A 22,947-nucleotide genomic window follows, 5' to 3' on the forward strand; every position below is an offset into this window, starting at 1 on the left:
GAAGTGCAAGTACAGCAAGTTGATTTTGAAACACACGGCAAAGTTAGGCAAGCGGCTGGAATTCCTAAACAAATGTTCCTGTTCTGATATTAATCCAAAAGGGGCAGAAAATTTCCCATCAGTTATTCAAGATTATTTTGTGAAATATCTTAAAGGAGAAAATTTTTTGTTCAACTAACGGGCAGGTTAGTTTAAGATCATTCGCGCTGAACCGTATCACAAGTAGTGGTAAAGCAGAGAGCCGAATTAATGGTGAGTTTAAAAGAGTAAGAAGGAAGACCAGAGCGCAAATAAATCCGGTCTTATCTTTGTAACAATTCAGCTAGCGGGCAGGATAGTTGCAAGAAATAAAAAGCTGCCCCAAAGGGCAGCTTTTTTATTTCTTGATATTAAACCAACCTGGCGATACTTGAATCTGATCCCAAAGTTTTCCTGGAATATGAAGTTGGTCGAGTTTTGAAATATCCAGCTCGGTTTCGACTTCGGCTTCACGTCCATTTTCCACTTTTTCAACCCAATCGGGATTCATAATTAATGCATGTCCAATGGCGACTAATGGTAATCCTAATTCCACAGCTTTAAGAGCATCATCCGGTGTTATTATGGAACCAGCAGCCATCACAGGGACCTTACCGTTTGCTCTTTCAAGGATTAATTCAAGCCATGTTTTATCTTCTTGACTATCTACAGGCTTTATAGACTTATCAAATAATGAAGCATGTATATAATCCAAATCCTGTTCAACAAGGTTATCAATTAATTCATAAGTGTCTTTCAGACGTAATCCGTCCACTTTGGAGGTTTCTTCAGGTGAAAATCGGTATCCTAAAATGAATGGTTTTTTAGCATGTTTTTCAATGACATTTTTGACTTCTTCAATAATCGCCAATGGAAAACGCAAGCGATTTTCAAGTGATCCTCCCCATTGGTCTGTCCGTTGGTTTGTCGCTGGCGACCAGAAATTCTGAATTAAAAATCCATGAGCCCCATGAATTTCGACGCCATCAAATCCGGCTTCAATCGCTCTTCTTGTTGTGTCGCCAAAGTCACGTATAATTGACAGGATTTCCGCATGTTCTAGCTCTCTTGTTTCTACGCTTATTTCAAAAGGATTAGTAGCTTCGGCTTTCAATGCACTCACACTAACTGCATCCAATCCAGGTATGGCTTTATTGCCTGCATGGAAAATCTGTAGGATCGCAGGAGCTCCTCCACTTTTTGCTGCCTCAGCTAATTTTCGTAAACTTGGAGTAAATTCATCATTGTACCCTGCGAATTCATTCGTAAAACCCTGCCCATTAGGTGTAACATGAGTACAACCTGTAATGACGAGCCCTACTCCATTCACTCTGTGTTTGTAATACTTTACTTCGTCATCCGAAATGGTAAGGTCGTCATTACTTGACCATGTTGTCATGGGTGCCATAACAACTCTATTCTTGATCGTTACTCCGCTTTTGAAGGTGAAGGAGTCAAAAAACTTACTGTATTTTTGATTCATTTTATTAACCTCTCATTCATTTTAATTTGTTTCAAGTTCTACTAAAGTGTAATGTGTTAACCTTAGGGCAAGTCAAATATAAATTTTTTTACATAAGAATTAAGATTTTTTTGGAATATTATAATCATTTGTTATATTGTTTGAGTTACAGTAACTGTAGTAAGGGGTGAGTGAAATGTTATACTCCATGAAACATGTGTTGGAAAACTTTAATATCACGGCAAAGACACTTCGATTCTATGAAGAGCAAGGGATACTGCCGAATGTATCGCGTGATGAAATAGGGCGAAGGGTTTACAGTGAAGGACATTTGGATTGGATTTCTTTTATACGTTGTCTCAGAGAAACTGGAATGTCAATTGCTCAGATAAAGGAATATAAAGATCTATATGAAGAAGGAAATTCTACCTTCTTGCAAAGACACGATATGTTGGTTAAGCATAAAATAGAAGTGCAAAAGAACATTGAAGAGAAAATAAGACACTTGGAAGAACTAAACTATAAGATAGCTATGTATGAACTTCAGGAAGAAGATGTCAAGAAAAACCCAAAGCATAAATTCAAATGCCATGGTCTGGGAAATAGCTACGCGAATTGATGTACGTTAAGCTTAAAGAGGAACAATAAGTTGAACAAGAATGCAAATTGCCATTCGAATGATTGGCTATTCTTTAGATGTAACATCAACAGCGAAATTACACGAGACTAATTAAAGGCAAATTGAAATAAGGTATAGCATTCAGAAAAAGAAGTATGAAGTCTGTTCTTAGACTTTGTACTTCTTTCAAGTTTATAGATCAACGAAGGCATGCTCTAGATTGAGTAATGTATACAGTAACTGATGTGAAGGACAACCGTCAGAACTGAATTTGAATAACAATAATCATTGATCTAACGGGAAACTACAGCGTAATAGAACTAAGAAAGCACGGAAAAGTAATAGAAGAAAGCGCTTCAAAGAAAGGTATTGAAACGTTTCCAATTTGATGATATGATGACTTTCATAAAAGAGATTAAGTGGGGGGTTAAATGTCAAGTATTAAAGATGTAGCCACCTTAGCTGGTGTAGCTGTGGGGACCGTGTCCCGGGTCATTAACAATTCAGGCTCTGTAAAACCCGCAACACGCAAAAAAGTAGAGAAGGCCATACAAGAGTTGAATTATATCCCTAATGAGATTGCACGAAATTTCAAAATGCGGAAGTCCAAGATGGTAGCACTGCTGCTCCCAAGTATCTGGCATCCCTTTTTTTCTGAACTGGCTTATTACATCGAAGATGAGTTGGACCGGGAAGGTTTTAAGCTTATGCTGTGCAACAGCGGCGGCAAGCCTGAAAAGGAATTGTATTATCTGGATATGCTTCAGCAAAATAAAGTGGCAGGTATTGTCGGCATTACGTACAACGATATCGAAAATTTCGTAAGCAATGACATTCCGATTGTCAGTATCGACAGGCACTTCAACAAGAAAATCACATGCGTTACTTCGGACAATTATGAAGGTGGACGTCTGGCGTTAAGGGAACTTGTCAAAGCGGGAGCCCAAAAACCGGCTTTTATGGGAAGTGTTACATCCGTTTTCAGCGAAACGATGAATCGGAGAGAAGGTTTTATTCATGAAGCCAAAGCAATGGGAGTCGACTATGTTATATACGAAAAGCCAGACCCGGTTGTAGACGATGATGCCTATTTTGGCGAGTTTCTAAAGGAGCATCGGGATGTGGACGGCATTTTTGCCATTACCGATATGTTCGCCGCCAAATATATTGAAAGAGCAGGCAAGCAGGGCATTCGCGTTCCGGAGGATGTAAAGGTCATCGGATATGACGGCATTCAGGATCATACTTATTTCCATCCGATATTGTCAACGATCAGACAACCTGTAGAGGAGATGGCTCGTACAACGATCAGGCTGCTCTACAAAAAGATCGATGGCGAAACATTGGACAGGGAAGTTTATCGTCTTCCGGTCATCTTTAGAAAAGGCGAAACTACTTGATTATTTCCTCGAAATAAATAATGTACCCTTTAATTATTACTAGAAAAACATCAGCTGTTCCGGCTGCTTCACCGGTGGAATTACCGGATGACGTTTTTCTTATACTAAATTGGAAACGTTTCATTTTTTTTTGGAAACGTTTCAAAAACAAAATGCATTCTATAAAGAAAGGGAGTATGAGGATGAATTCAAGAGATTTTGGGGGAGATCAGCCCCTGATCAAAGAAAATCGTAAAACTTGGAGTCGAGTCAAACGCGACTATGAACTGTATCTGTTCCTGCTGCCGATCATTCTGATTTACCTCCTGTTCAAGTACTATCCGATGTACGGAGTACAAATTGCATTTAAGGATTTTTCGCCGAGTCAGGGAATTTGGGGCAGCGAATGGGTAGGGTTCCGGCATTTTATTGATTTTTTCAATTCTTATAACTTTTGGACGATCATAGAAAACACGCTAACACTTAGTTTTCTATCGCTTGTGTTCAGTTTCCCTGCCCCAATTATTATCGCGATTATGCTGAATCAGATGTTAGGCAAGCGATACAAGAAATTTATCCAGACGGTCATTTATGCACCGCACTTTATTTCTACTGTTGTCCTCGTCGGTATGCTCCATGTTTTTTTATCGCCAAACAGCGGGATCGTGAACCACATTATTACCTGGTTCGGTGGAGAACCCATTCTATTCATGGCTGACGAGGGATGGTTTCGTCCTTTGTACATTTTGTCAGGGATATGGCAAGAGACTGGTTTTGCCACGATTATTTACCTGGCTGCCCTTGCCGGGGTTAATCCCGAGCTGCATGAAGCCGCGATTGTAGATGGAGCAAGTAAATGGAAGCGTGTATGGTACGTTGACATTCCGTCCATCTTGCCGACCATTGTCATCCTGCTCATTCTCGCACTTGGAAACGTCATGAGCATTGGTTTCGAGAAAGCATTTCTTATGCAAAGCGATCTGAACTATGCCACCTCGAATATCATTCCAACCTATGTATATGAATTGGGGATTCAGAAGGCGCAGTACAGCTTTTCTACCGCAGTGGGACTGTTTAATTCTGTCATCAATATCATCCTGATTGTCATTGTCAACCGGATCGCCAAAAAATTAACCGAAACCAGTTTGTGGTAGGGGGGATTCACTGTGAACCTATTTTTGAAGAGAAAAACCAGAGGGGACGCATGGTTTGACGCTGTCAACTATTTTTCTTTGACCGTAGTTATGCTGATTGTTTTATTTCCGCTGTATTTTGTACTGATTGCTTCATTCAGTGATCCCAATCTGATTTATTCGGGGGAAGTATGGCTATTTCCAAAGGGCTTCACGCTCGATGGCTATGAACGAATATTCAGTGACTCTTCCATATGGATCGGATATGCCAACTCTTTGTTGTATGCGGGTTTAGGAACCTTGATCGGAGTAGGTGTTACCGTATTTGCAGCTTATCCGTTAGCCCGAAAGAATCTGGTTGGAAGATCGGCCATCATGTGGTTTTTACTGATCACCATGTTTTTTAGCGGCGGGTTGATCCCTACGTATTTGTTAATCAAGGATCTTCATATGCTTAACACGATTTGGGCACTTGTGATCCCCGGTGCTGGCGGCATAATGAATGTCATTATTGTAAGGACTTTCTTTCAGTCCTCCATCCCGGATGAAATGTGGGAAGCCGCTTCGATTGACGGTTGTTCAAATACCAGATTCTTTTGGAGCATTGTATTGCCTTTATCCAAGTCAATATTAGCCGTCATGGTGCTGTATCATGTCGTCGGGTTTTGGAATGGATTCTTTGACGCTTTGATCTATTTAAACGACGAAAATAAATATCCGCTACAACTGGTGCTTCGCAATATTCTCGTCCAGAATCAGGTAAACTCCGGCATGATGGTAGATGTGGAATCCTATGCGGCAAAGATGCGTGTAACGGAACTGATCAAATATGGTGTCATCATGGTATCCAGTCTGCCGCTGCTGATTTTGTATCCTTTCCTGCAGAAGTACTTTGTCAAAGGCGTAATGATCGGCTCGATCAAGGGATGAGGTTGTCATGGTACTTGAAAGGGGGGATGTGGAGCAGTTTCGATATATCACTACAGAAGAAGGTCAAAGAAAGGTATCTAGCTTGTGCAATGATCTAAAGGGAGGTTATGTACAATGAAATCTGTATTCAAAAGAGCGGGAATTCTTATGCTGGCCGGAGCGTTTGCACTGAGTGGATGTTCAGGAGACTCCAAGAACCAGTCGGAAAATTCCGATCAGACTGCGAGTTTTAACAAAACGGGTCTTCCAATTGTGAATGAACCAGTATCGTTAAGGATGGTATCACCGAAAGCTGCTTTGGCACCGGAGTACTCGCAAATGGAAATTTTCAAGCAGCTGGAAGAGCAAACCAACGTTCAGATCGAGTGGGAGAACATTCCGGATACCGACTTTACCGAGAAGAAAAATTTGCTGCTGGCCAGCGGAGATTTACCTGACGCTTTTTATGGAGCCGGATTCTCGGATTACGAGCTGGTTAATTACGGCACAGACGGAACGATCCTTCCGCTGGAGGATTTAATCGATCAATATGCGCCTAATCTGAAAGCGCTTTTAGAACGCAGACCTGACATCAAATCCTCGATCACGGCACCGGACGGGCATATTTACGGGCTGCCTTCGTGGGAAGAGAACAACCTTGGAACAAACCCTTTCTTTCACGTCATTAATAAAAAATGGCTCGACAAACTGGGCCTGAAAATGCCGCAAACTTTGGATGAATACACGGAAGCATTAGTTGCCTTTAAGACACAGGATCCAAACGGTAACGGCAAGGCCGATGAAATTCCGTTAAGCTTTATGCACATGCAGTGGTGTATGGATATTGCTGGCATATTCGGAGCTTTCGGACTTCCGGATAATATGGAGCATCGGGTCGTTCGCGACGGAAAAGTGATCTTTACCGCTACGCAACCTGAATATAAGGAAGCATTGAACTATTTTCATGAAAAATGGTATAAGCAGGGCCTGATTGACCCTGAATCGTTCACCCAGGACGCCGCTCAGTACCTGGCCAAAGGGAAGACAACAGTCGAAACGCTCGGCTCCTATATCTGGTGGGAAGTCGACGAGGTGGTCGGAACGGAGCGAAGCGAAGATTATGCTTTACTGTCTCCGCTCAAAGGACCGAACGGGGATCAATTGATCGGTCGCGGCAATGGTGGCGGTCCAGGGCGCGGCGCTTTCGTGATTACAAAAGAGAACCAGAATCCGGAAATCACAATGCGTTGGATCGATCAGCAGTATGAACCGTACATGGCTGCTCAAATCCACTGGGGTCCGCTGGATATCGTATTTAAGAAGGACGAGAATGGAAAGTTGGTAAACCTGCCGCTTCCGGAAGGAACATCCGCAGGCGAATTCCGTCAAAAAGTGGCTCCAGGAGCGGGCGGCCCTGGCGTCATTACCATCGAAGACTTGGGGAAAGTAGTTGATTTGGAGCCTAGAGCCCAACAGCGAGTTGAAGATTTGGAGAAATATTACGATCCCTATATGGAAGAGGAAAACTATCCGAGTATCTTCTTTGAGCCGGAGGAACTGGACAAAATCAATAGAATTGAGCCCGAATTGATTAAATATGTAAATACCCAACGAGGAAAATTCATTGTTGATGGCGGCGTGAATGAACAGTGGGACAGCTATTTGAAGAACCTGGAGAAGATGGGATTGAACGAATTGATGGAGATCTATCAAAATGGGCTGGATCGTTATAACGCAAATTTAAACAAATAAATAATCAAGCGTTGGGTGGGGAGAATCTGTGCTTAATGTAATAGCTGACGAGGGAGTATTGATAGACTTATAAGTTGCTGAATTTGCCAATGCTGGCGGTACGTTAATAACAATACGGAAAGGGGCTCTTCAGTCTATGCCGACGACAGATGAAATTAATAAGATAATGCAGTTAAATAAACAGCATGTGAATAATGGATCTAGACCGGGATTTCATTTTTCGCCTCCATCTCATTGGATGAACGATCCGAACGGATTAGTCTATTACGAGGGAGAATATCATCTGTTTTATCAACATCATCCCTATAGCAATACATGGGGGCCAATGCACTGGGGCCATGCCGTAAGTCGAGATCTGATTCATTGGCAGCATGAACCTGTTGCTCTTTTCCCGGACGAACATGGAGCTATTTTTTCCGGATGCTGTGTGGTTGACTTTAACAACAGTAGTGGATTTTTCGAAGGTGCTCATGGATTGGTTGCGATCTTTACCCATGCGGATACATGTCCAGAGACCGAACAGCCGCGCCAGCGGCAAAGCTTGGCTTACAGCAGTGATAATGGAAGGACCTGGCACAAATATAAGGGGAATCCGGTGCTTGCCGAACCTGCTCTGGCAGACTTCCGGGATCCGAAGGTGTTCTGGCATTCGCAAAGTGAGCAGTGGGTCATGACGATTGTCGCGGGAGAGCATGTTCGGTTTTATGGATCGAAAAACTTGCGTGAATGGTCACTAACAGGGGAGTTCGGTCAAGAGGAAGGCTCGCATGATGGCGTTTGGGAATGCCCGGATCTTTTTGAATTGTCAATCGATAACAGTGGGCGTTCCAAATGGGTACTTGTCATTAGCATTGGGGATAACCCTTCCTGTCCGGAAGGATCACGCACGCAATATTTTATCGGAGAGTTTGACGGAAATACCTTCATCAACGACAATCCTGCGGATCATATCATGTGGCTGGATTATGGTCGGGACAACTATGCAGGGGTCACCTGGTCGGATATGCATGAACTAGACGGCCGTCGCGTGATCATTGGCTGGATGAGTAACTGGAAATATGCCAACGAGACGCCTACGGGAGACTGGAGAGGCGCCATGACGCTGCCTCGTTCCTTGTCCTTAACCAATCGGGATGAGGGTATCGTATTAACCCAAATGCCTGTCCAGGAAATAGAGCAGCTTCGAAAAGAATCGATAAGCTGGTCTGATACCACGGTTACTCCGGATGTCCCATTTAGGCTAAAGACAAAGGATGATCTACTGGAGATCGAAGCGGATATCGATATTAGATCTGCGGGCGAGGTTCGTATCAAAATGCAATCGTCCGAGCAGAGTGAGACCATCATAGGATATGATCCTGGGCGCCAATGGCTTTTCATCGACCGATCCAAATCGGGCATAACGGACTTCCATCCTTCGTTTGCATGTCAGCATGGAGTTAGGCTGTTTCCGGAAAACGGGAAAATTAAGCTACATATCTGGCTAGATCGCAATTCGGTTGAAGTGTATGCGAATGAAGGCCTGGTTGTGCTGACAGATCAAATTTTTCCGGATGCCCCGGTGGATCATATTTCAATAAGTACGGAATCAGGGCAGTTTGTACTGAATTCGCTGTATGTCCATGCACTTCAGTCCATTCATATTTCAAATAACAACACAGGAAACACATCGAGGAGGGATGAATCGTGAACCAAATACCCGACAATCAGGGTTTGATTATGTCTTGGGCCTTCGATGAAGGAAACGGGACCAGCACGATGGAGAGCGTCTCTCATGATCGGAATGATATTCAATACGTATTTAATCAAGCGGAGTTTACCGAACCGTGCGATCCGCAGTGGAGACAGGGAGTTTTGGGAAGCGGCCTCCTGTTTGACGGTTACTCGACTAGCATTGCTCATTCATTCAAAAAAGAGGGAGATTCGAAGCGCGAGCCGGAATATCGGTCAGCGTTAAGTATCGGAGTATGGGTAGCGCCACGCTCCTATGAATGGGGAGATGGGGGCAAGTTGTCCGCCATTGTGAATCGCTACAACATGGATCGCAAGCAGGGTTATCTGCTGGGCATGTTTCGTCACGGTACCTGGTCCTTCCAAGTCGGTCTGGAAGGGGGGAGCTGGAAGGAAGTTTGGTCGTCGGACGGCCATGAACTGCCTAAGAATGTGTGGTCTTATGTGAGTGCCGTGTTCGATGGGGACCAAGGGGAAATGAAGCTGTATTTGAATGGCAATGAAATCGCTTCGGCCGTCTTGCCTCGTGGTTCCCGCTTGGCCGAGGCTGTGGACGAGGATCTGCTCATCGGCAAAAACAATCACTGCAGCCTGCTGGCGGGAGTATTCAGCCTGCACATGTTTAGCGGTATCATCGATGAGCTCAAGATTTATAATCGGCCTCTGAGCGCGGACGAGGTGGCCGCTTCCTATCGGCATGTGCTGGACACCGCCCATGGAGGAAGCCATCCACAATTAACGTATGATGAGATCAAGCTGGATCGGACGCCTCTGCTGCAGGATCGGCACAGACCACAATATCATGTTAGCCCGCCGGCCCATTGGATGAATGAACCCCACGCGCCGATCTATTTTGACGGACAATATCATTTATTTTATCAGCACAACCCGCTCGGACCGTTCTTTCATCAGATCCACTGGGGACATTGGGTAAGCAAGGACCTGGTACATTGGCTGGATCTTCCCGTGGCCCTAGCACCCGAAAAAGATCAACTCGCACCGGACGGGATTTGGTCTGGTAGCGCGACATATGACGCAGAAGGCCTGCCTGTCTTGTTCTTTACGGCGGGCAATGACAGTGCTTCGCCGAATCAGAGCGTGGCGCTTGCCCGAAGCACCTATTCCAGGGATGGAGATCCGGATCTGGTTCAATGGGTCAAACATCCGGAGCCGTTGATTGTACAGAAGAAGGGCATGGGCTTATTCGGAGATTTCCGGGATCCATTCGTGTGGAAGGATGATGACGGTTGGCTTGCCTTGGTCGGGTCCGGGATCGAAGGCGAAGGTGGAGCAGCGCTGGCATTTTCGTCGCAGGATATGCTGAATTGGATGTACAAAGGGCCATTATTTAAAGCGGAGATTCAGAAGTTCCCTTATCTTGGACCGATCTGGGAGCTGCCCGTGCTTCTTCCACTTGGCAGCGATAAACAGGGAGTGAACAAGCATCTTTTACTGGTAAGCCCTGTGGGACAAGGAGCGGATGTCGAGGTATTCTACTGGATTGGGCAGCTCGATAAACAAAACCTTTCGTTTATTCCAGATCAAGAGGAGCCGGAACTGATTGATGTCGGTGATTTCCATTTTACCGGCCCGAGCGGCATGGTGGATCCGAAGACCGGCAGAAAGATCATATTTACAATAGCCCAAGGCGACCGGACGTCTGAGCTTGAATATCAATCGGGCTGGGCTCATAACGGCGGCTTGCCTCTCAGCGTGTATTTGCGGGATGACGGACGGTTGGGAATCGAGCCGATTCAAGAGCTTCAATCCTTGCGTGGTGCCAAGCGGCTAGAGCTCCGGGACAAATCATTGGCTGAGGCTAATGAACTGCTTCAGGATGTTCAAGGCGACATGCTAGAGATTCAAGTGGAACTGGAGCCGGGCAGTGCCAGCCAAATTGGAATCAAAGTCCGGTGTACGCCGGATAGAGAAGAAGAAACGCTACTATTTTATGATCTAAATGAAGCTAAACTCTTGGTTGATCGGACGAAAACGACGCTGCATCCGGGAGAAAGGTGTAACGGGGTTCAGGGAGGTAAACTGGAGCTGATGGGAGAGAATCTGAAGCTTCACATCTATTTGGACCGCTCCATGGTCGAAGCGTATGCCAACGGATTGAAAAGTCTGACGACCCGGGTGTATCCGAGCCGTAAGGATGCTCTGGGACTTGAGATCTGGGGCGATGTGGATCTGCTGGTTAAGTCCATGGAAATATGGGATATGCGATCCATATGGTAACGTGAGCGCCTAGGCGCACCTTACTTACTATGGGTAATGTAACTGATATTTAGGCCACTTACCACCCTCGGGATGGAAACGCTTCATTAACGCCTCTCTTACTTCATGACTATGCATCCTTGTATACGGAGAGCCATTTTCAAAATTACGTATGAATGTTTGCATGAATAAGAAATGACGAAGGAGGCTCGTTGATGAGAGAAGCCAAAAGAAACAAAGGATGGATCTCCAGAATGGTTATAGGGGTGATGGTTCTTCAGCTTGTAGCTCCCGGAATCTCGGCCGCAGCCGAATCCAAGGTTAATGTTGAGGAAACACTCAGTCCACAGGTGAACATGGGATTGTCGGTTACGGATGAGGTCCATCATATTCCCAAGCCTGACGAGGGGCTGTCCGTTACGGATACAGTCTATCAAATCCAAAATCCAAGCTTCGAAACTGGGGATATGTCAGGCTGGACGGTTGTCAGAGGTCAAGCGTTTGGTCAGGACAGCGTATCGAATGAAACAACCTGGTGGGCGGAACAAATCCCGTACCATCAGGAAGGTACTTATCATCTAAACGGCTGGAAGCATGATGAGGCTGCGACCGGTGTGCTTCGTTCCAGCACATTCGAGCTGGGCGGCAGCGGCTGGATCAGCTTCAAGCTTGGCGGCGCCAAAAATCCAAACAAAGCATATGTAAATATCGTGGAAGCCCAGACGGGGCAGGTTATTGCCCGGTATGGCAATAGCGCCTTCGCTGACGTTGGCTTCCCGAATCCCGATCAGGGCTTGCGGCTTGCCAATATGGAGCAATATAAGGCAGATCTTTCCGAACATCTAGGCAAGAAGTTGTACGTGGAGATCGTCGATAATGCAACCACGGACTGGGGAGTGGTATTTGCGGATGCATTCTTCATGTATCATCAATCCGAGCCGACTGTAGGAATTATCGCCACGGATATTAAGCCGGATTTCAAACGCTATCAAATCGAAAATCCCAGCTTTGAAACCGGAAACTTAACAGGGTGGACGGTTGTCGAGGGTGAAGCATTTGGTCCGAACAGTGTATCGGACGACAAAACCTTTTGGGATGAACAAATCCCGTATAACCAGGAAGGCAATTATCATTTAAACGGCTGGAAATATAATGAGGCTGCGACCGGTGTGCTTCGTTCGAGCACCTTCGAGCTGGGTGGAACCGGATGGATTACCTTCAGACTGGGTGGAGGCAAGAATACGAATCAAGTGTATGTGAACGTCATCGAGGCGGATACGGGAGACTTGATTGCCAGGTTCGGGAATAGCGAATTTAATGAGTCCGGGTTCCCGGATCCTGAGCAGGGTCTGAGACTGGCGAATATGGAACAATATAAAGCCGACCTGTCCAAGTATATCGGAAAGAAACTGTATGTTGAAATTGTAGATCATGCAACATCCGATTGGGGACTGATATTTGCGGATGCCTTCAATACCTTCAGTGAAACCGTACCAGATGAAGGAGTTATGGCAGAAAACATTATCCCGGCCGAAATCACAAACCGCAGTTTTGAAACTGGGAATTTGGATGGGTGGACAGCTGAGGGAAATGCCTTTCAAGTGACCCAAGAAGCTCAAGCCGGTAAAGAAGGAAACTTCTTCGTCAAGTCCTCTGCGGAAGGACAAGGCTCCATTACCTCCAATACTTTCACCCTTCAGGGAACCGGAAGCATTACCTTCACTGTTTTGAATATCGAAAATCCGGAGGACGCCTTCGTCGCACTTTATGATGCGGGTACGAATGCATTGCTTGAAAAGATCGGGGATGTCAGTGCGAACGAGAAAATTACCTGGGAAATACAGGAACACTATAATAAGAAGCTCTATGTCAAGGTTGTCGATCAATCTAACCAAGCAAGTATTGCGGTTGACGCTTTTCAAGCTCATGGTTTCGGGACCATTTTTTATATGAGTCTTGATGAAGGCGCAGGAAAGAAGGCGCTTGAGGAAGTAAGCAATCTGGAGCACAATGTGAACTATGTATTTAACAACGCCAGATACATGGCCTCGAAGGAGCCGAGATGGACTCCGCGCGGAGTAAAAGGCGGCGCCTTGTTGTTCGATGGATATTCGAATGATATTGAGGTGAATACAAAGGATACCATTCCTGTAAGCGATGCGTTCACGCTTGAAGCTTGGGTCGCCCCACGCAGCTACGAATGGGGAGACGGGAACAAGCTCTCTGCGATTGTAAATCAGTCCGATCAGGATAAAGCGGAAGGCTTCGCGCTTGGCATGTACCGGCACGGCACATGGTCGATGCAGGTCGGGATCGGCGGCCAGTGGATTCAAGTATGGGTGAAGGATCATCCGCTCGAAAAATACAAGTGGAATTATATGGCCGCTACCTTCGACAAGGAAGAAGGAATGATTAAGTTATATCTAAACGGCGAGGAAGTGGCTTCCCAGGCAACACCAGTCAACGTTCCGATCACACCATCTGCGGCAAGCCTGATTATCGGTAAAAACAATAAACCGGTAGAGTTGGCAGGCTTGTTCTCCTACAATATGTTCAGCGGACTCATCGATGAAGTGAATCTGCAGAACAAAGCCCTTACCGCTCAGGAGCTGCTAGCTGAATATGACAAGGTGAAGTCACTTCATGGCGGTGCGGTTCCGGAAATTCCAAATGGCGATATTGATGAGGACCCTAGTGTATTCGACGGTGATCAGCACCGTCCGCAGTACCATGCGATGCCTCCGCAAAACTGGATGAATGAAGCGCATGCACCGATTTATTATAACGGCAAATACCATTTATTTTATCAGCATAACCCCCAGGGTCCATTTTGGCATCAAATCCACTGGGGACATTGGGTTAGTGACGATATGGTTCACTGGGAAAATGTGAGGCCTGCTCTTGCCCCCGAAGCGGGCACCCTTGATCCGGACGGCGCATGGTCAGGCAGTGCTGCGTATGATCGAGACGGAAATCCCGTTCTCTTTTATACCGCCGGCAATGACTCCCTGTCCCCCAACCAAAGAACAGGACTGGCGACTCCGGCGGATTTGTCCGACCCCAATTTAGAGCAATGGGTGAAATATCCCGAACCGGTAACGGAGCAAAACGGGAATGGCATCCATAACGAGTTTCGGGACCCATTTGTATGGTACGACGAAGAGGTAGATAAGTGGTACCAGTTAGTGACGTCCGGCCTTGAGGACTTTAGCAGCGGCACAGCTTTGGTGTATGTGTCTGATGACATGTACAATTGGGAGTATAAGGGGCCTTTATACGTTAGTGACAGAAGCCAGTATCCAGAGTTGGGTACAGTATGGGAACTGCCCGTATTATTGCCGTTAGGCAAAGACAGTACGGGCAAGCAAAAGTATATTTTCATGATTAATCCCCATGAAAAGCCGGAGCAAGTGCCTCCGGCGAACGATGTGCAAAGAGATGTTGAGGTCTTTTACTGGGTAGGCACCTGGGACCGGGAACACTTCAAATTTATACCTGATCAAGAAGCACCCTCCAAAATGGATGTGGGTGATGGTTATTTAACCGCAGAGAGCGGTATGGTCACACCTGACGGAAGAACGGTCGTTTACTCCATGGTGCAAAACGTAAGAACACCGCAGGCTGAATATCAAGCCGGATGGGCTCATAACCTGGCACTGCCCGTTTCCCTAAGCCTGGACGACCAGGATCAATTGCGCATAGAGCCCATTCAAGAATTGCAGAGTCTCCGGGGAGATAAGGTGGTTGATTTCTCGGACAAAAATTTGGCTGCCGCCAATCAATTGATTCAAAATGTCAAAGGCGACATGCTGGAGATTGTGATGGAAATTGATCCAGGCGAAGCCCAGAAATTCGGTCTCAAAGTGCGGCGCTCCGATAACGGCCAAGAGGAAACGCTGATTTACTATGACAAGACGAACGGGACCTTTAATGTGGATCGGACCAAGAGCAGCATTGATCCGGATGTGCGCGTGGACGGTATTCAAGGAGGGTACGTAGATCTTGACGGAGAGAACCTGAAGCTGCATATCTTCCTCGATCGCTCGGTTGTTGAAGCCTTTGCCAATTACAAGAAAAAGCTGACAACCCGCGTCTATGTAGGCAGATACGACTCCTTAGGCTTGCAGGTCTGGGGCGACAACAATATAACGGTCAAGTCGATGGAAGTATGGAATATGAATGCTTTGACGGGTGAACCGGCTGCTCCGGTCGATGTGCCTGACAACTGGGACAACTCCGTATACACCGATATTACGGACCTGGCTAACCATGATTTTGCTACAGGCGACTTAACAGGCTGGATAACGGAAGGAGACGCCTTCCAGAATGTCCATGTGACCGACACCCAGTTTTTCTGGGACACGATTTATTTCAATCCGTCGCATAAAATTCCAGGAGGCTATCATTTGTGGGGCTTCAATGAGGAAGCCGGCGGCGACAGTTTAACGGGAACGCTTAAATCACAGAACTTCATCCTTGGCGGGAACGGTAAACTCAATTTTCTGGTCAGCGGCGGGCGCGATCTAGATAAGCTGTATGTTGCGCTGGTCCGGGCGTCGGACGGCAAAGAGCTATTTAAAGAGACTGCCACCAATTATGAGGAGTATCAACGGAAGATTTGGGACGCGTCGGCGTATATCGGCGAGGAGCTATACATCAAGGTGGTTGACCAAACCACAGGCGGTTTTGGACATATTAACGTCGATGACTTCAATGTACCGGTTAAGGTGAATAACCCGACTAATCTAAATAATCCGACCATTTCAATCGATCCAGCCGGTCCTACCAGCCCTGAGAATAACTCTGTGGTCACCGCAAACAAACCGAGCAAGTCAGAGCAGCTTGTCATTCGGAACGGCAGGTGCGGTTCCCGGTCAGAACAGCGGCCAACGATGAAAAGAACGCTCTGAAGATCAGAGAGTGATGCAGAGATCGAAGTTCCCGCAGAAATATTGAAGGATTTGCAGGGAATGGATAAGCATGCCGGAAGCAAGAATAAAGCGGATTTATCCGCTTTAGGAGAGGTCTAAGACTTCAGATTATCTATAATGAAGGCAGTATGGAGAAGATCAACAGGTAAGAAAGAAGGGAGTATACAGTATGACTCAAGCCAATCAAGAGCAGCAATCTTATTTATATAAGGATCTTGTGAGAAGACTGTATGACTTTGAATCGCTGGCGGTACCGCCGCAGGCAGGTGAGAAATCGGGGTGCTTCTCAAGCTTTGACCGAAGTTCTGTTTATAATGCCCAGACCGGCTTATACGAGAATTGGGGAGCCAATGATGACGGAGGGGGCTTCATTCGTAAGGAAGGGGACAGCATCGTCGCTATGGAACTCGGCGGTCCTGGCGTGATCTGGAGATTCTGGTCTGCGCTTCCGGAGGATGGACATATCCGGATTTATATTGATCATGCTGATACCCCTGTAATCAATCAGCCCTTCCGGGATTATTTTGAAGAATTCAACCAAGAAGGGCCCCCGGCCAATTTTCCGAATCTGTCGCCTACATTATCCCGCGGAAGAAACAGCTTCATTCCGATCTCCTTTCAAAAACATTGCAAGGTGCTGTTGGATAAAGGTTGGGGCGCTTATTACCACATCACTTATACTTCATTCCCTTCCGAAGTTAAACTGCCGTCTTTTGATGGTATCATCGACAAGGAGTCAGCTATTGCACTGGCCGAAGCGGATCGGGTATTACAGCAAAGAGGAATCGATTCTTCCTTGAATAAGGAAGGGTCTTTCCTCGAGAACGTTACGATATCCGTACCACCAGGGGGCAAGGCTGTGCTTTTTGATAAACAGGGGGCCGGCGCTATCTCCATGATCCGGATCAGGACTGACCTTGGACGAAAGAGCGAGGAACAGCAGCGGATCTTGGCTAGGCAATTGGCCATCTCAATGAAATGGGACAATGAAGTTGATCCCTCCGTATGGGCTCCACTGGGTGATTTTTTTGGAAGCGCTCCCGGCATCAAGCCGTACCGTTCTCTGCCTCTGGGTATGAATGAACATGAAATGTACAGTTATTGGTACATGCCGTTCTCGGAAGGTGCCAGGATCGAAATTGAAAATGATGGAACGCAGCCGTGTGAGATCTCAGCTGATATCCGTTATTTTCCCTTGACAGCATCTCATACTTGCGATCTCCTGCGTTTTCATGCGAAATGGCACCGGGACGATTATCTGGATCTGGACGTGGGGCGCTTCAAGGAAGGCGGGGATCGCTGGCCGGATTGGCCTCTGCTGCTGACGAAAGGGCGGGGAAGGTTCTGCGGCGTTCATCTTCACGTGTACAATACCTGGGAGAAACCCAATAAGGAATCCGAAACCTGGTGGTATGGGCGTTGGGATCGAAAAACGATTGATTGGTGGTGGGGAGAAGGGGACGAGAAATTTTTCGTGGATGGCGAATCCTTTCCGTCCACTTTCGGAACGGGCAGCGAGGACTATATTGGCTATGCCTGGGCGGCTGAGCCTCCCTTCCCGATGTTTGACAGTGCTTTCGCCAGTCAGCCGTTTATCGAATTGGATGCGAACGGACATACCTCGGTTAGCCGATTTCATATTTGTGATAACATTCCCTTCATGAACTCCTTCGAGGGATTTATTGAGAAATATAAAGAGAATCAATGGGGCCTAAATAACCAATGTTTGTATGCCTCCACGGTTTATTGGTATCAGGAGCGGGGCACAAGCGATGAGTATAGGCCCGTTTCGCTCAATAACCGCTTAGTTACTTTAAACACCAGGAGGGATGAAAAATGAAGGAATTTTTCTATCGGCCGGATAACGCATGGGTAGGAGACGTTATTCCATATTATGAAGACGGGGAGTTTAAGCTGTTCTATCTGCACGGATGGAGAGATAACTACCGGGAGGGCCTCGACCACGGCTGGTATCTTGTCGGAACGAAGGATTTTGTGAATTATCGGGAAGAAGGAGCTTGCAAGATCGAAGGCGGGACCGGTCACATTTTGAAAGTGGACGGCATCTACCATATGTTCTATTGCATATTTCCTGAAGGCAAGCAGTTGGTATGTCATGCGATAAGTAGAGACTTCAAGACCTGGGAGGCAATCCCTGAGGATACCTTTACCGCTGACGACCACATATATGAGCTATCCGATTGGCGTGACCCCTTCGTATTCTGGAATGAAGAGGAAGGCCAGTACTGGATGTTGCTTGCAGCGATGGCAAAAGGGCCAACTAATCGAAAAGGATGCACCGCGCTGCTGTCATCCAAGGATCTTAAAGCTTGGGAGTACCGCGAGCCCCTGTACTCGCCAAATCTGCACGTGGGGGCTCACGAATGTCCCGATTTGTTTCGGATCGGGGATTGGTGGTATTTGATCTACTCTTCTTATACCGGACGATTTGCGACCTTTTACCGGATGAGCCGTTCCCTGGAAGGCCCTTGGATTACTCCAAAGGAAGATACCTTCGACGGTCGTGCCTACTATGCTGCCAAATCCGTTTCAGACGGCGAGAAGCGCTATCTGTTTGGATGGAATCCGACGAAGAATGACGATTTATTCGGCTGGAATCCGCCGAAGTCCCTTGGCAAGGATTACGACACTTGGGACTGGGGCGGGAATCTGATTGTGCATGAAATCGTTCAACGGGCGGATGGCACCCTTGGCGTAAAAGTACCAGAAACGGTTGATGCCGCTTTTGACAAAACGCTGCCTGTTCAATTCAATGGTATTATTGGAGAGTGGGAGTTCGCAGACGGATCGATCTCTTGCGAGTCACCGTATAGGTTTGCCGGTTGTACAACTCCGGAAGATTTACCCGATCAATGTAAAATATCGGCTATTGTCTCATTCACTGAACAAACTCAAGGTATTGGGTTCATGCTCCGGACAAAAGACACTCTAGATGAGGCCTATTATGTCACGCTGGAACCACAGCGGAACCGCATTACCTTTCAGGGGGCGATTATGCAGTCGGAAGAGGGGGGGAAGACGTTCCCTTATGAGGTTGAGCTGGAACGCCCCGTTCAGCTTGTTCCCAATCGTCCTTATGAAATCAAAGTTTATATTGACCATTCGATATGCGAAATTTACGTAGACGATGAAATTGCGATGAGTGCCAGAATGTATGATATTCTTCAAGGGAAGCTGGGCTTGTTCGTCAGTCAAGGCAGTGCTCAAATCAGCAATGTGAAAATTGCGATCAGAGAATAATATGGAAAAAGTCGAGCATGGCACCCCATAAGAGTTCTTTGCTCGACTTTTTGAAGTAAACTCTCGGAGGGCATTCCGAAATTAGATGGTTCGCCAAACCATTAGTTCTGTCGGAAATACTTCATCGAAAGGTGTAGTGCAATGACCATCCGTTTCGATAGATATGATCATCAGCTTGGCAGCGGCTTCGTCAAATCGTTTATCGGATATAGGGGATATGTCATTTAAGCAAAATAATGCTTGAGGCAGGACATCCATACAATAAATAAAAAAGAAATCAGCTGATCAAGAATCGGCAATAGTCATTAACGGGTTTGGTTTTGGGCTAGTTTGAATCGTCTAAAACTGTCGAGGGACAAGAAGATGGTCCCATTGAAGTCGCTATTTTAGCGGCTTTTTTATTTTATCGGTACAAGTTCTTGTCTCGAGCCAAGGACAAGAACATGTTCCTATTGCCGATTAGGCGTGCATCTAATCGTCATCTTGCCCTTCAATTCATTAAACTAACGGGCAATAACGAACCATATGAAGCAGGGTAATAGTGCTTTGATTTTTGTAATTACAATGTATTGACATTGTAATTACGACTGGATTACAATAAGCATATTCAGGCTAAGGGGGAATGAATTAAAATGGATACGAATTTACAAATACGAATATCAAAAGACATGAAAGAAAGTTTCCAGCAGGTTGCTAAGGATAATAATAAAGATACCTCGTCACTAGTGCGTGATTGGATTTCGACGTATATATCTGAACATCAGCGAGTTGATGAAGAAATAGCAGCTGAGCTATATATGGCAGGGTACCAATTACAAGAAGCGCTTGGCGGGAGAGGAAACGTAAGCAATGAGTTTGCAAAACAATTGCAGGAATATTCCTTAACCAATCAGAAAGAATTCACACAGCGGATACTAACCACCTACATGGACCTTGATCTGACAATTCCTTCATGTCTATCGAAAACGTATAAAGGGTTCGCTTTTTCTCAAATGTTTTTGTTGGGCTTAATTGGGGAAAAGCCGAAAGAGAGTTTTTAGGTGAATAACTTAATTAATGGAACAACCTTTAAGCTAACGGGAAACGTTAATTCAATAGCAAGGAGCAGTTTACCGGTTGGAAGCAAGTTTTTAGAAAAGCCTGTATTTACATCGAGAAGAGTGGTTGGTCTCGCTCCATACTACACCTAATTTTTTGCGTGCTAAGGAAATGCGAGAAGGTACATGAGAATAGATAATAATGTGTAGGTCAGTTTATAAAAGTCACTTAATAAAGAGCGTGATGATTAACGTCAAGCGATCATATGTTAAACGCTCGGTAAAGAATACGATCAAACATTCTATCCGACAAGATTCTTCTTACGAGTATAACCGGTCTGGCGTTGCCCGCTACGTATCTTGTTTTCGGTTTTTTGGATCGGATCGCCTTTGAAACCAAGTGTGCAATCCGAGTAGGAGGATAAACAGCACCGGGTTTTTTTAAAGCTTTTATAAAAGCATCGGCCATGATACTGTATGCCGTACTCCCTGATGTTGTCTGCACATGTTCAAATACAACCTCTGCCCATTCACTATCAGTAGCCCCCGGCTCAATGATAATGACATCAATTCCAAATGGCTTGACTTCCACGCGCAGGCAATCAGAGAATCCTTCCAGAGCATGTTTTGCAGCATGATACCAGGCACCAAGTAGCGTATAAACTTTGCCGCCTGCAGACGAAGTGTTGATAATCTTCCCTGATTTTTGTCTTCTCATATAAGGAAGAACCAATTGTGTCAGACGGCTTAATCCAAAAAGATTCACTTCAAATTGTCGTCTTGCTTCCTCCAGTGGTACATCCTCAACTGCGCCATAGGCGCCGTATCCCGCATTATTGAATAAAACGTCAATTCTTCCCTGCTCCCGAATGATACGATATACACCATTACTCATGGAGGTTTCATCGGTTACATCCATTGCTATAATCCGCGCGCCTTTGGATTCAATGTCCTTCATTTGCTCTATTCGTCGGGCGGCTCCATACACTATAAACCCTTCTTGTAATAGTAACTCTACTGTGGCTTTACCTATTCCTGCCGATGCTCCTGTGACCAAAACGACCTTTTGCTCATTCCTATTCATCGCACTCGCCTCCTGGATTATTGGTAATCGATAAACCGAATGTAGACGATAATAACTGGTAAGTAACGTGACGTCACGTTACTTACCAGTTATTATAAATTGCTGAATAGGGATGCGCAAGGTTTATATGCTATAATTTTTTTCGAAGGAGGCTCTAAGTGATGGAATTTAACCGGGTAAGAAATGATGAACAGCGAAAGATCAGGATAGAACAGATAAAAAGTGCGGCGATCAAGCTTTTTGATACAGAGGAATTTCATAAAATTGACCTAGCTAAAATTGCTAATGAAACGACCTTTACACGTGGGAATTTATATAAATATATCTCTTCCAAAGAAGAGATATATCTTCTGGTAGCGCTGGATGAGATTAAGGATTGGATGCGTGACATCAGACATACTTTTGACTCTGATATGACTCATGATATTTCAAATTTTTCACGCCAGTGGGCAGAAGTTTTGTATCGGCATCCACGGTTTTTAAAGCTTGTTTCTATGCTTTTTACCATGATTGAGAGAAATGTTTCTCTCGACAGACTTGTAGATTTCAAAAAGCAATATCTTATCACTATGATTGAGGTAAACAACGTCATTAAAATCATTTTTCCTGCATGGGACGTCAAAACCATTGATAAATTCATTCAGTTGCAATCCAATTATGTGATTGGACTATTCCCTTATACATCGCCGACGCCTATCCAAAAACTAGCCATGGAACAATCCGGAATGAATTATGAAGCTATAAATTTTGTTGATGATTTTTCCGAATTTGTTACCTTTACGGCAAGTTATTTGAACAGCAAATTGCATTGAGTATATTCATCTTTCAATACCTCAAACATTGTAGGATTCTACGGGTCCTTTATGCATTAATGCCGACAGTCCCCTTAAACTAAATCGTATCACATACTGTGGTAAATCGAAGAAGGTCCATTAAGCTAACGGGAAACGTTAGCTTAATACAACTAAGAAAGCAGCGGATCAACATGATCAGCTGCTTTTGTTTAACTAACGGGCAGGTTAGCGTAACGAGTGTAGGTTCAGTCATTTACAACAAACGGAACATATATCCTAATAATAGTGGTACTAATTTTCTAACTATGGACGGCTTTTAACTTGACTCAAAACGGGATTGTATTGGTTGTGAGTTTTTCGATAATACATGAAGATAAGCTGCTTATGATCAAAGAAAACACAAGACTACTGTTAAGAATACATGGAACTTCCCGTCAGGGAGAATCGAATATCATGAAGATATTCTAGAGGCGGCACGTCGAGAAGCCAAGGAAGAAACCGGGTACGATGTTAAACTTACAGCCACCACAGGCGTTTACAATTTCATGAGTAGTACAAATCATCAGGTTATTTTATTTCATTTTATTGGTGAAATCATCGGTGGTTCTCTTCAGTTAGAT

14 protein-coding genes and 1 pseudogene are annotated in these 22,947 nt (G+C 45.4%); 13 read left to right on the plus strand and 2 right to left on the minus strand.

All coding sequences use genetic code 11. The annotated features are described in order from the left end of the window. Positions 1-376: 376 nt before the first annotated feature. Positions 377-1,501 (minus strand): NADH-dependent flavin oxidoreductase, encoded by a 1,125-nt coding sequence (locus PIL01S_RS08670; RefSeq protein WP_127537173.1) that lies wholly within the window; start codon positions 1,499-1,501, stop codon positions 377-379. Between the two features lie 175 nt (positions 1,502-1,676). Here PIL01S_RS08670 and PIL01S_RS08675 point away from each other — a divergent pair, with 175 nt between their 5' ends. The 11 genes from PIL01S_RS08675 to PIL01S_RS08730 all read left to right on the plus strand — a co-directional run bounded on the left by PIL01S_RS08675 (position 1,677) and on the right by PIL01S_RS08730 (position 20,452). Continuing rightward, the gene (locus PIL01S_RS08675) at positions 1,677-2,099 is read left to right on the plus strand and encodes a MerR family transcriptional regulator (protein ID WP_127537174.1); all 423 of its coding nucleotides are present in this window, start codon (positions 1,677-1,679) and stop codon (positions 2,097-2,099) included. Between the two features lie 431 nt (positions 2,100-2,530). Next, on the plus strand, positions 2,531-3,499 hold the full coding sequence (locus tag PIL01S_RS08680; protein WP_127537175.1) for a LacI family DNA-binding transcriptional regulator: 969 nt from the start codon (positions 2,531-2,533) through the stop codon (positions 3,497-3,499). Positions 3,500-3,681: 182 nt separating this feature from the next. After that, positions 3,682-4,632: an ABC transporter permease gene (locus PIL01S_RS08685; RefSeq protein ID WP_174818677.1), complete on the plus strand. Its 951-nt coding sequence runs from the start codon at positions 3,682-3,684 to the stop codon at positions 4,630-4,632. Positions 4,633-4,644: 12 nt separating this feature from the next. Beyond that, the gene (locus PIL01S_RS08690) at positions 4,645-5,541 is read left to right on the plus strand and encodes a carbohydrate ABC transporter permease (RefSeq protein ID WP_127537177.1); all 897 of its coding nucleotides are present in this window, start codon (positions 4,645-4,647) and stop codon (positions 5,539-5,541) included. A 114-nt stretch (positions 5,542-5,655) separates the two neighbouring features. Continuing rightward, positions 5,656-7,272: an ABC transporter substrate-binding protein gene (locus PIL01S_RS08695; protein ID WP_127537178.1), complete on the plus strand. Its 1,617-nt coding sequence runs from the start codon at positions 5,656-5,658 to the stop codon at positions 7,270-7,272. Positions 7,273-7,438: 166 nt separating this feature from the next. Then, complete coding sequence (locus PIL01S_RS08700; protein ID WP_246058149.1) at positions 7,439-8,962, plus strand: glycoside hydrolase family 32 protein; 1,524 nt, start codon at positions 7,439-7,441, stop codon at positions 8,960-8,962. A gap of 29 nt (positions 8,963-8,991) precedes the next feature. Beyond that, a complete protein-coding gene (locus tag PIL01S_RS08705; RefSeq protein WP_371859940.1) occupies positions 8,992-11,241 on the plus strand; it encodes a GH32 C-terminal domain-containing protein in 2,250 nt (749 codons plus the stop codon). 194 nt (positions 11,242-11,435) lie between these two features. Next, complete coding sequence (locus PIL01S_RS08715; RefSeq protein WP_246058130.1) at positions 11,436-16,130, plus strand: GH32 C-terminal domain-containing protein; 4,695 nt, start codon at positions 11,436-11,438, stop codon at positions 16,128-16,130. A 190-nt stretch (positions 16,131-16,320) separates the two neighbouring features. Further along, positions 16,321-17,991 (plus strand): glycoside hydrolase family 172 protein, encoded by a 1,671-nt coding sequence (locus PIL01S_RS08720; RefSeq protein ID WP_127537181.1) that lies wholly within the window; start codon positions 16,321-16,323, stop codon positions 17,989-17,991. Beyond that, positions 17,988-19,412, plus strand: coding sequence for a glycoside hydrolase family 32 protein (locus PIL01S_RS08725; protein WP_127537182.1), 1,425 nt, complete (start codon positions 17,988-17,990; stop codon positions 19,410-19,412). The genes PIL01S_RS08720 and PIL01S_RS08725 overlap by 4 nt, the downstream gene beginning before the upstream one ends. A 632-nt stretch (positions 19,413-20,044) precedes the next feature. Further along, positions 20,045-20,452: a hypothetical protein gene (locus PIL01S_RS08730; protein WP_127537183.1), complete on the plus strand. Its 408-nt coding sequence runs from the start codon at positions 20,045-20,047 to the stop codon at positions 20,450-20,452. A gap of 259 nt (positions 20,453-20,711) precedes the next feature. Here PIL01S_RS08730 and PIL01S_RS08735 read toward each other — a convergent pair whose 3' ends face one another. Continuing rightward, positions 20,712-21,533, minus strand: coding sequence for an oxidoreductase (locus PIL01S_RS08735; protein ID WP_127537184.1), 822 nt, complete (start codon positions 21,531-21,533; stop codon positions 20,712-20,714). A gap of 161 nt (positions 21,534-21,694) precedes the next feature. Between PIL01S_RS08735 and PIL01S_RS08740 the strand changes: the two genes are divergently transcribed. Beyond that, on the plus strand, positions 21,695-22,345 hold the full coding sequence (locus PIL01S_RS08740) for a TetR/AcrR family transcriptional regulator (protein WP_127537185.1): 651 nt from the start codon (positions 21,695-21,697) through the stop codon (positions 22,343-22,345). Positions 22,346-22,648: 303 nt separating this feature from the next. Further along, positions 22,649-22,947 (plus strand): annotated as a pseudogene (locus PIL01S_RS08745) (NUDIX hydrolase); the annotation flags it as partial.

This window comes from Paenibacillus illinoisensis NBRC 15959 (assembly GCF_004000925.1).
GTDB lineage: Bacteria > Bacillota > Bacilli > Paenibacillales > Paenibacillaceae > Paenibacillus > Paenibacillus illinoisensis.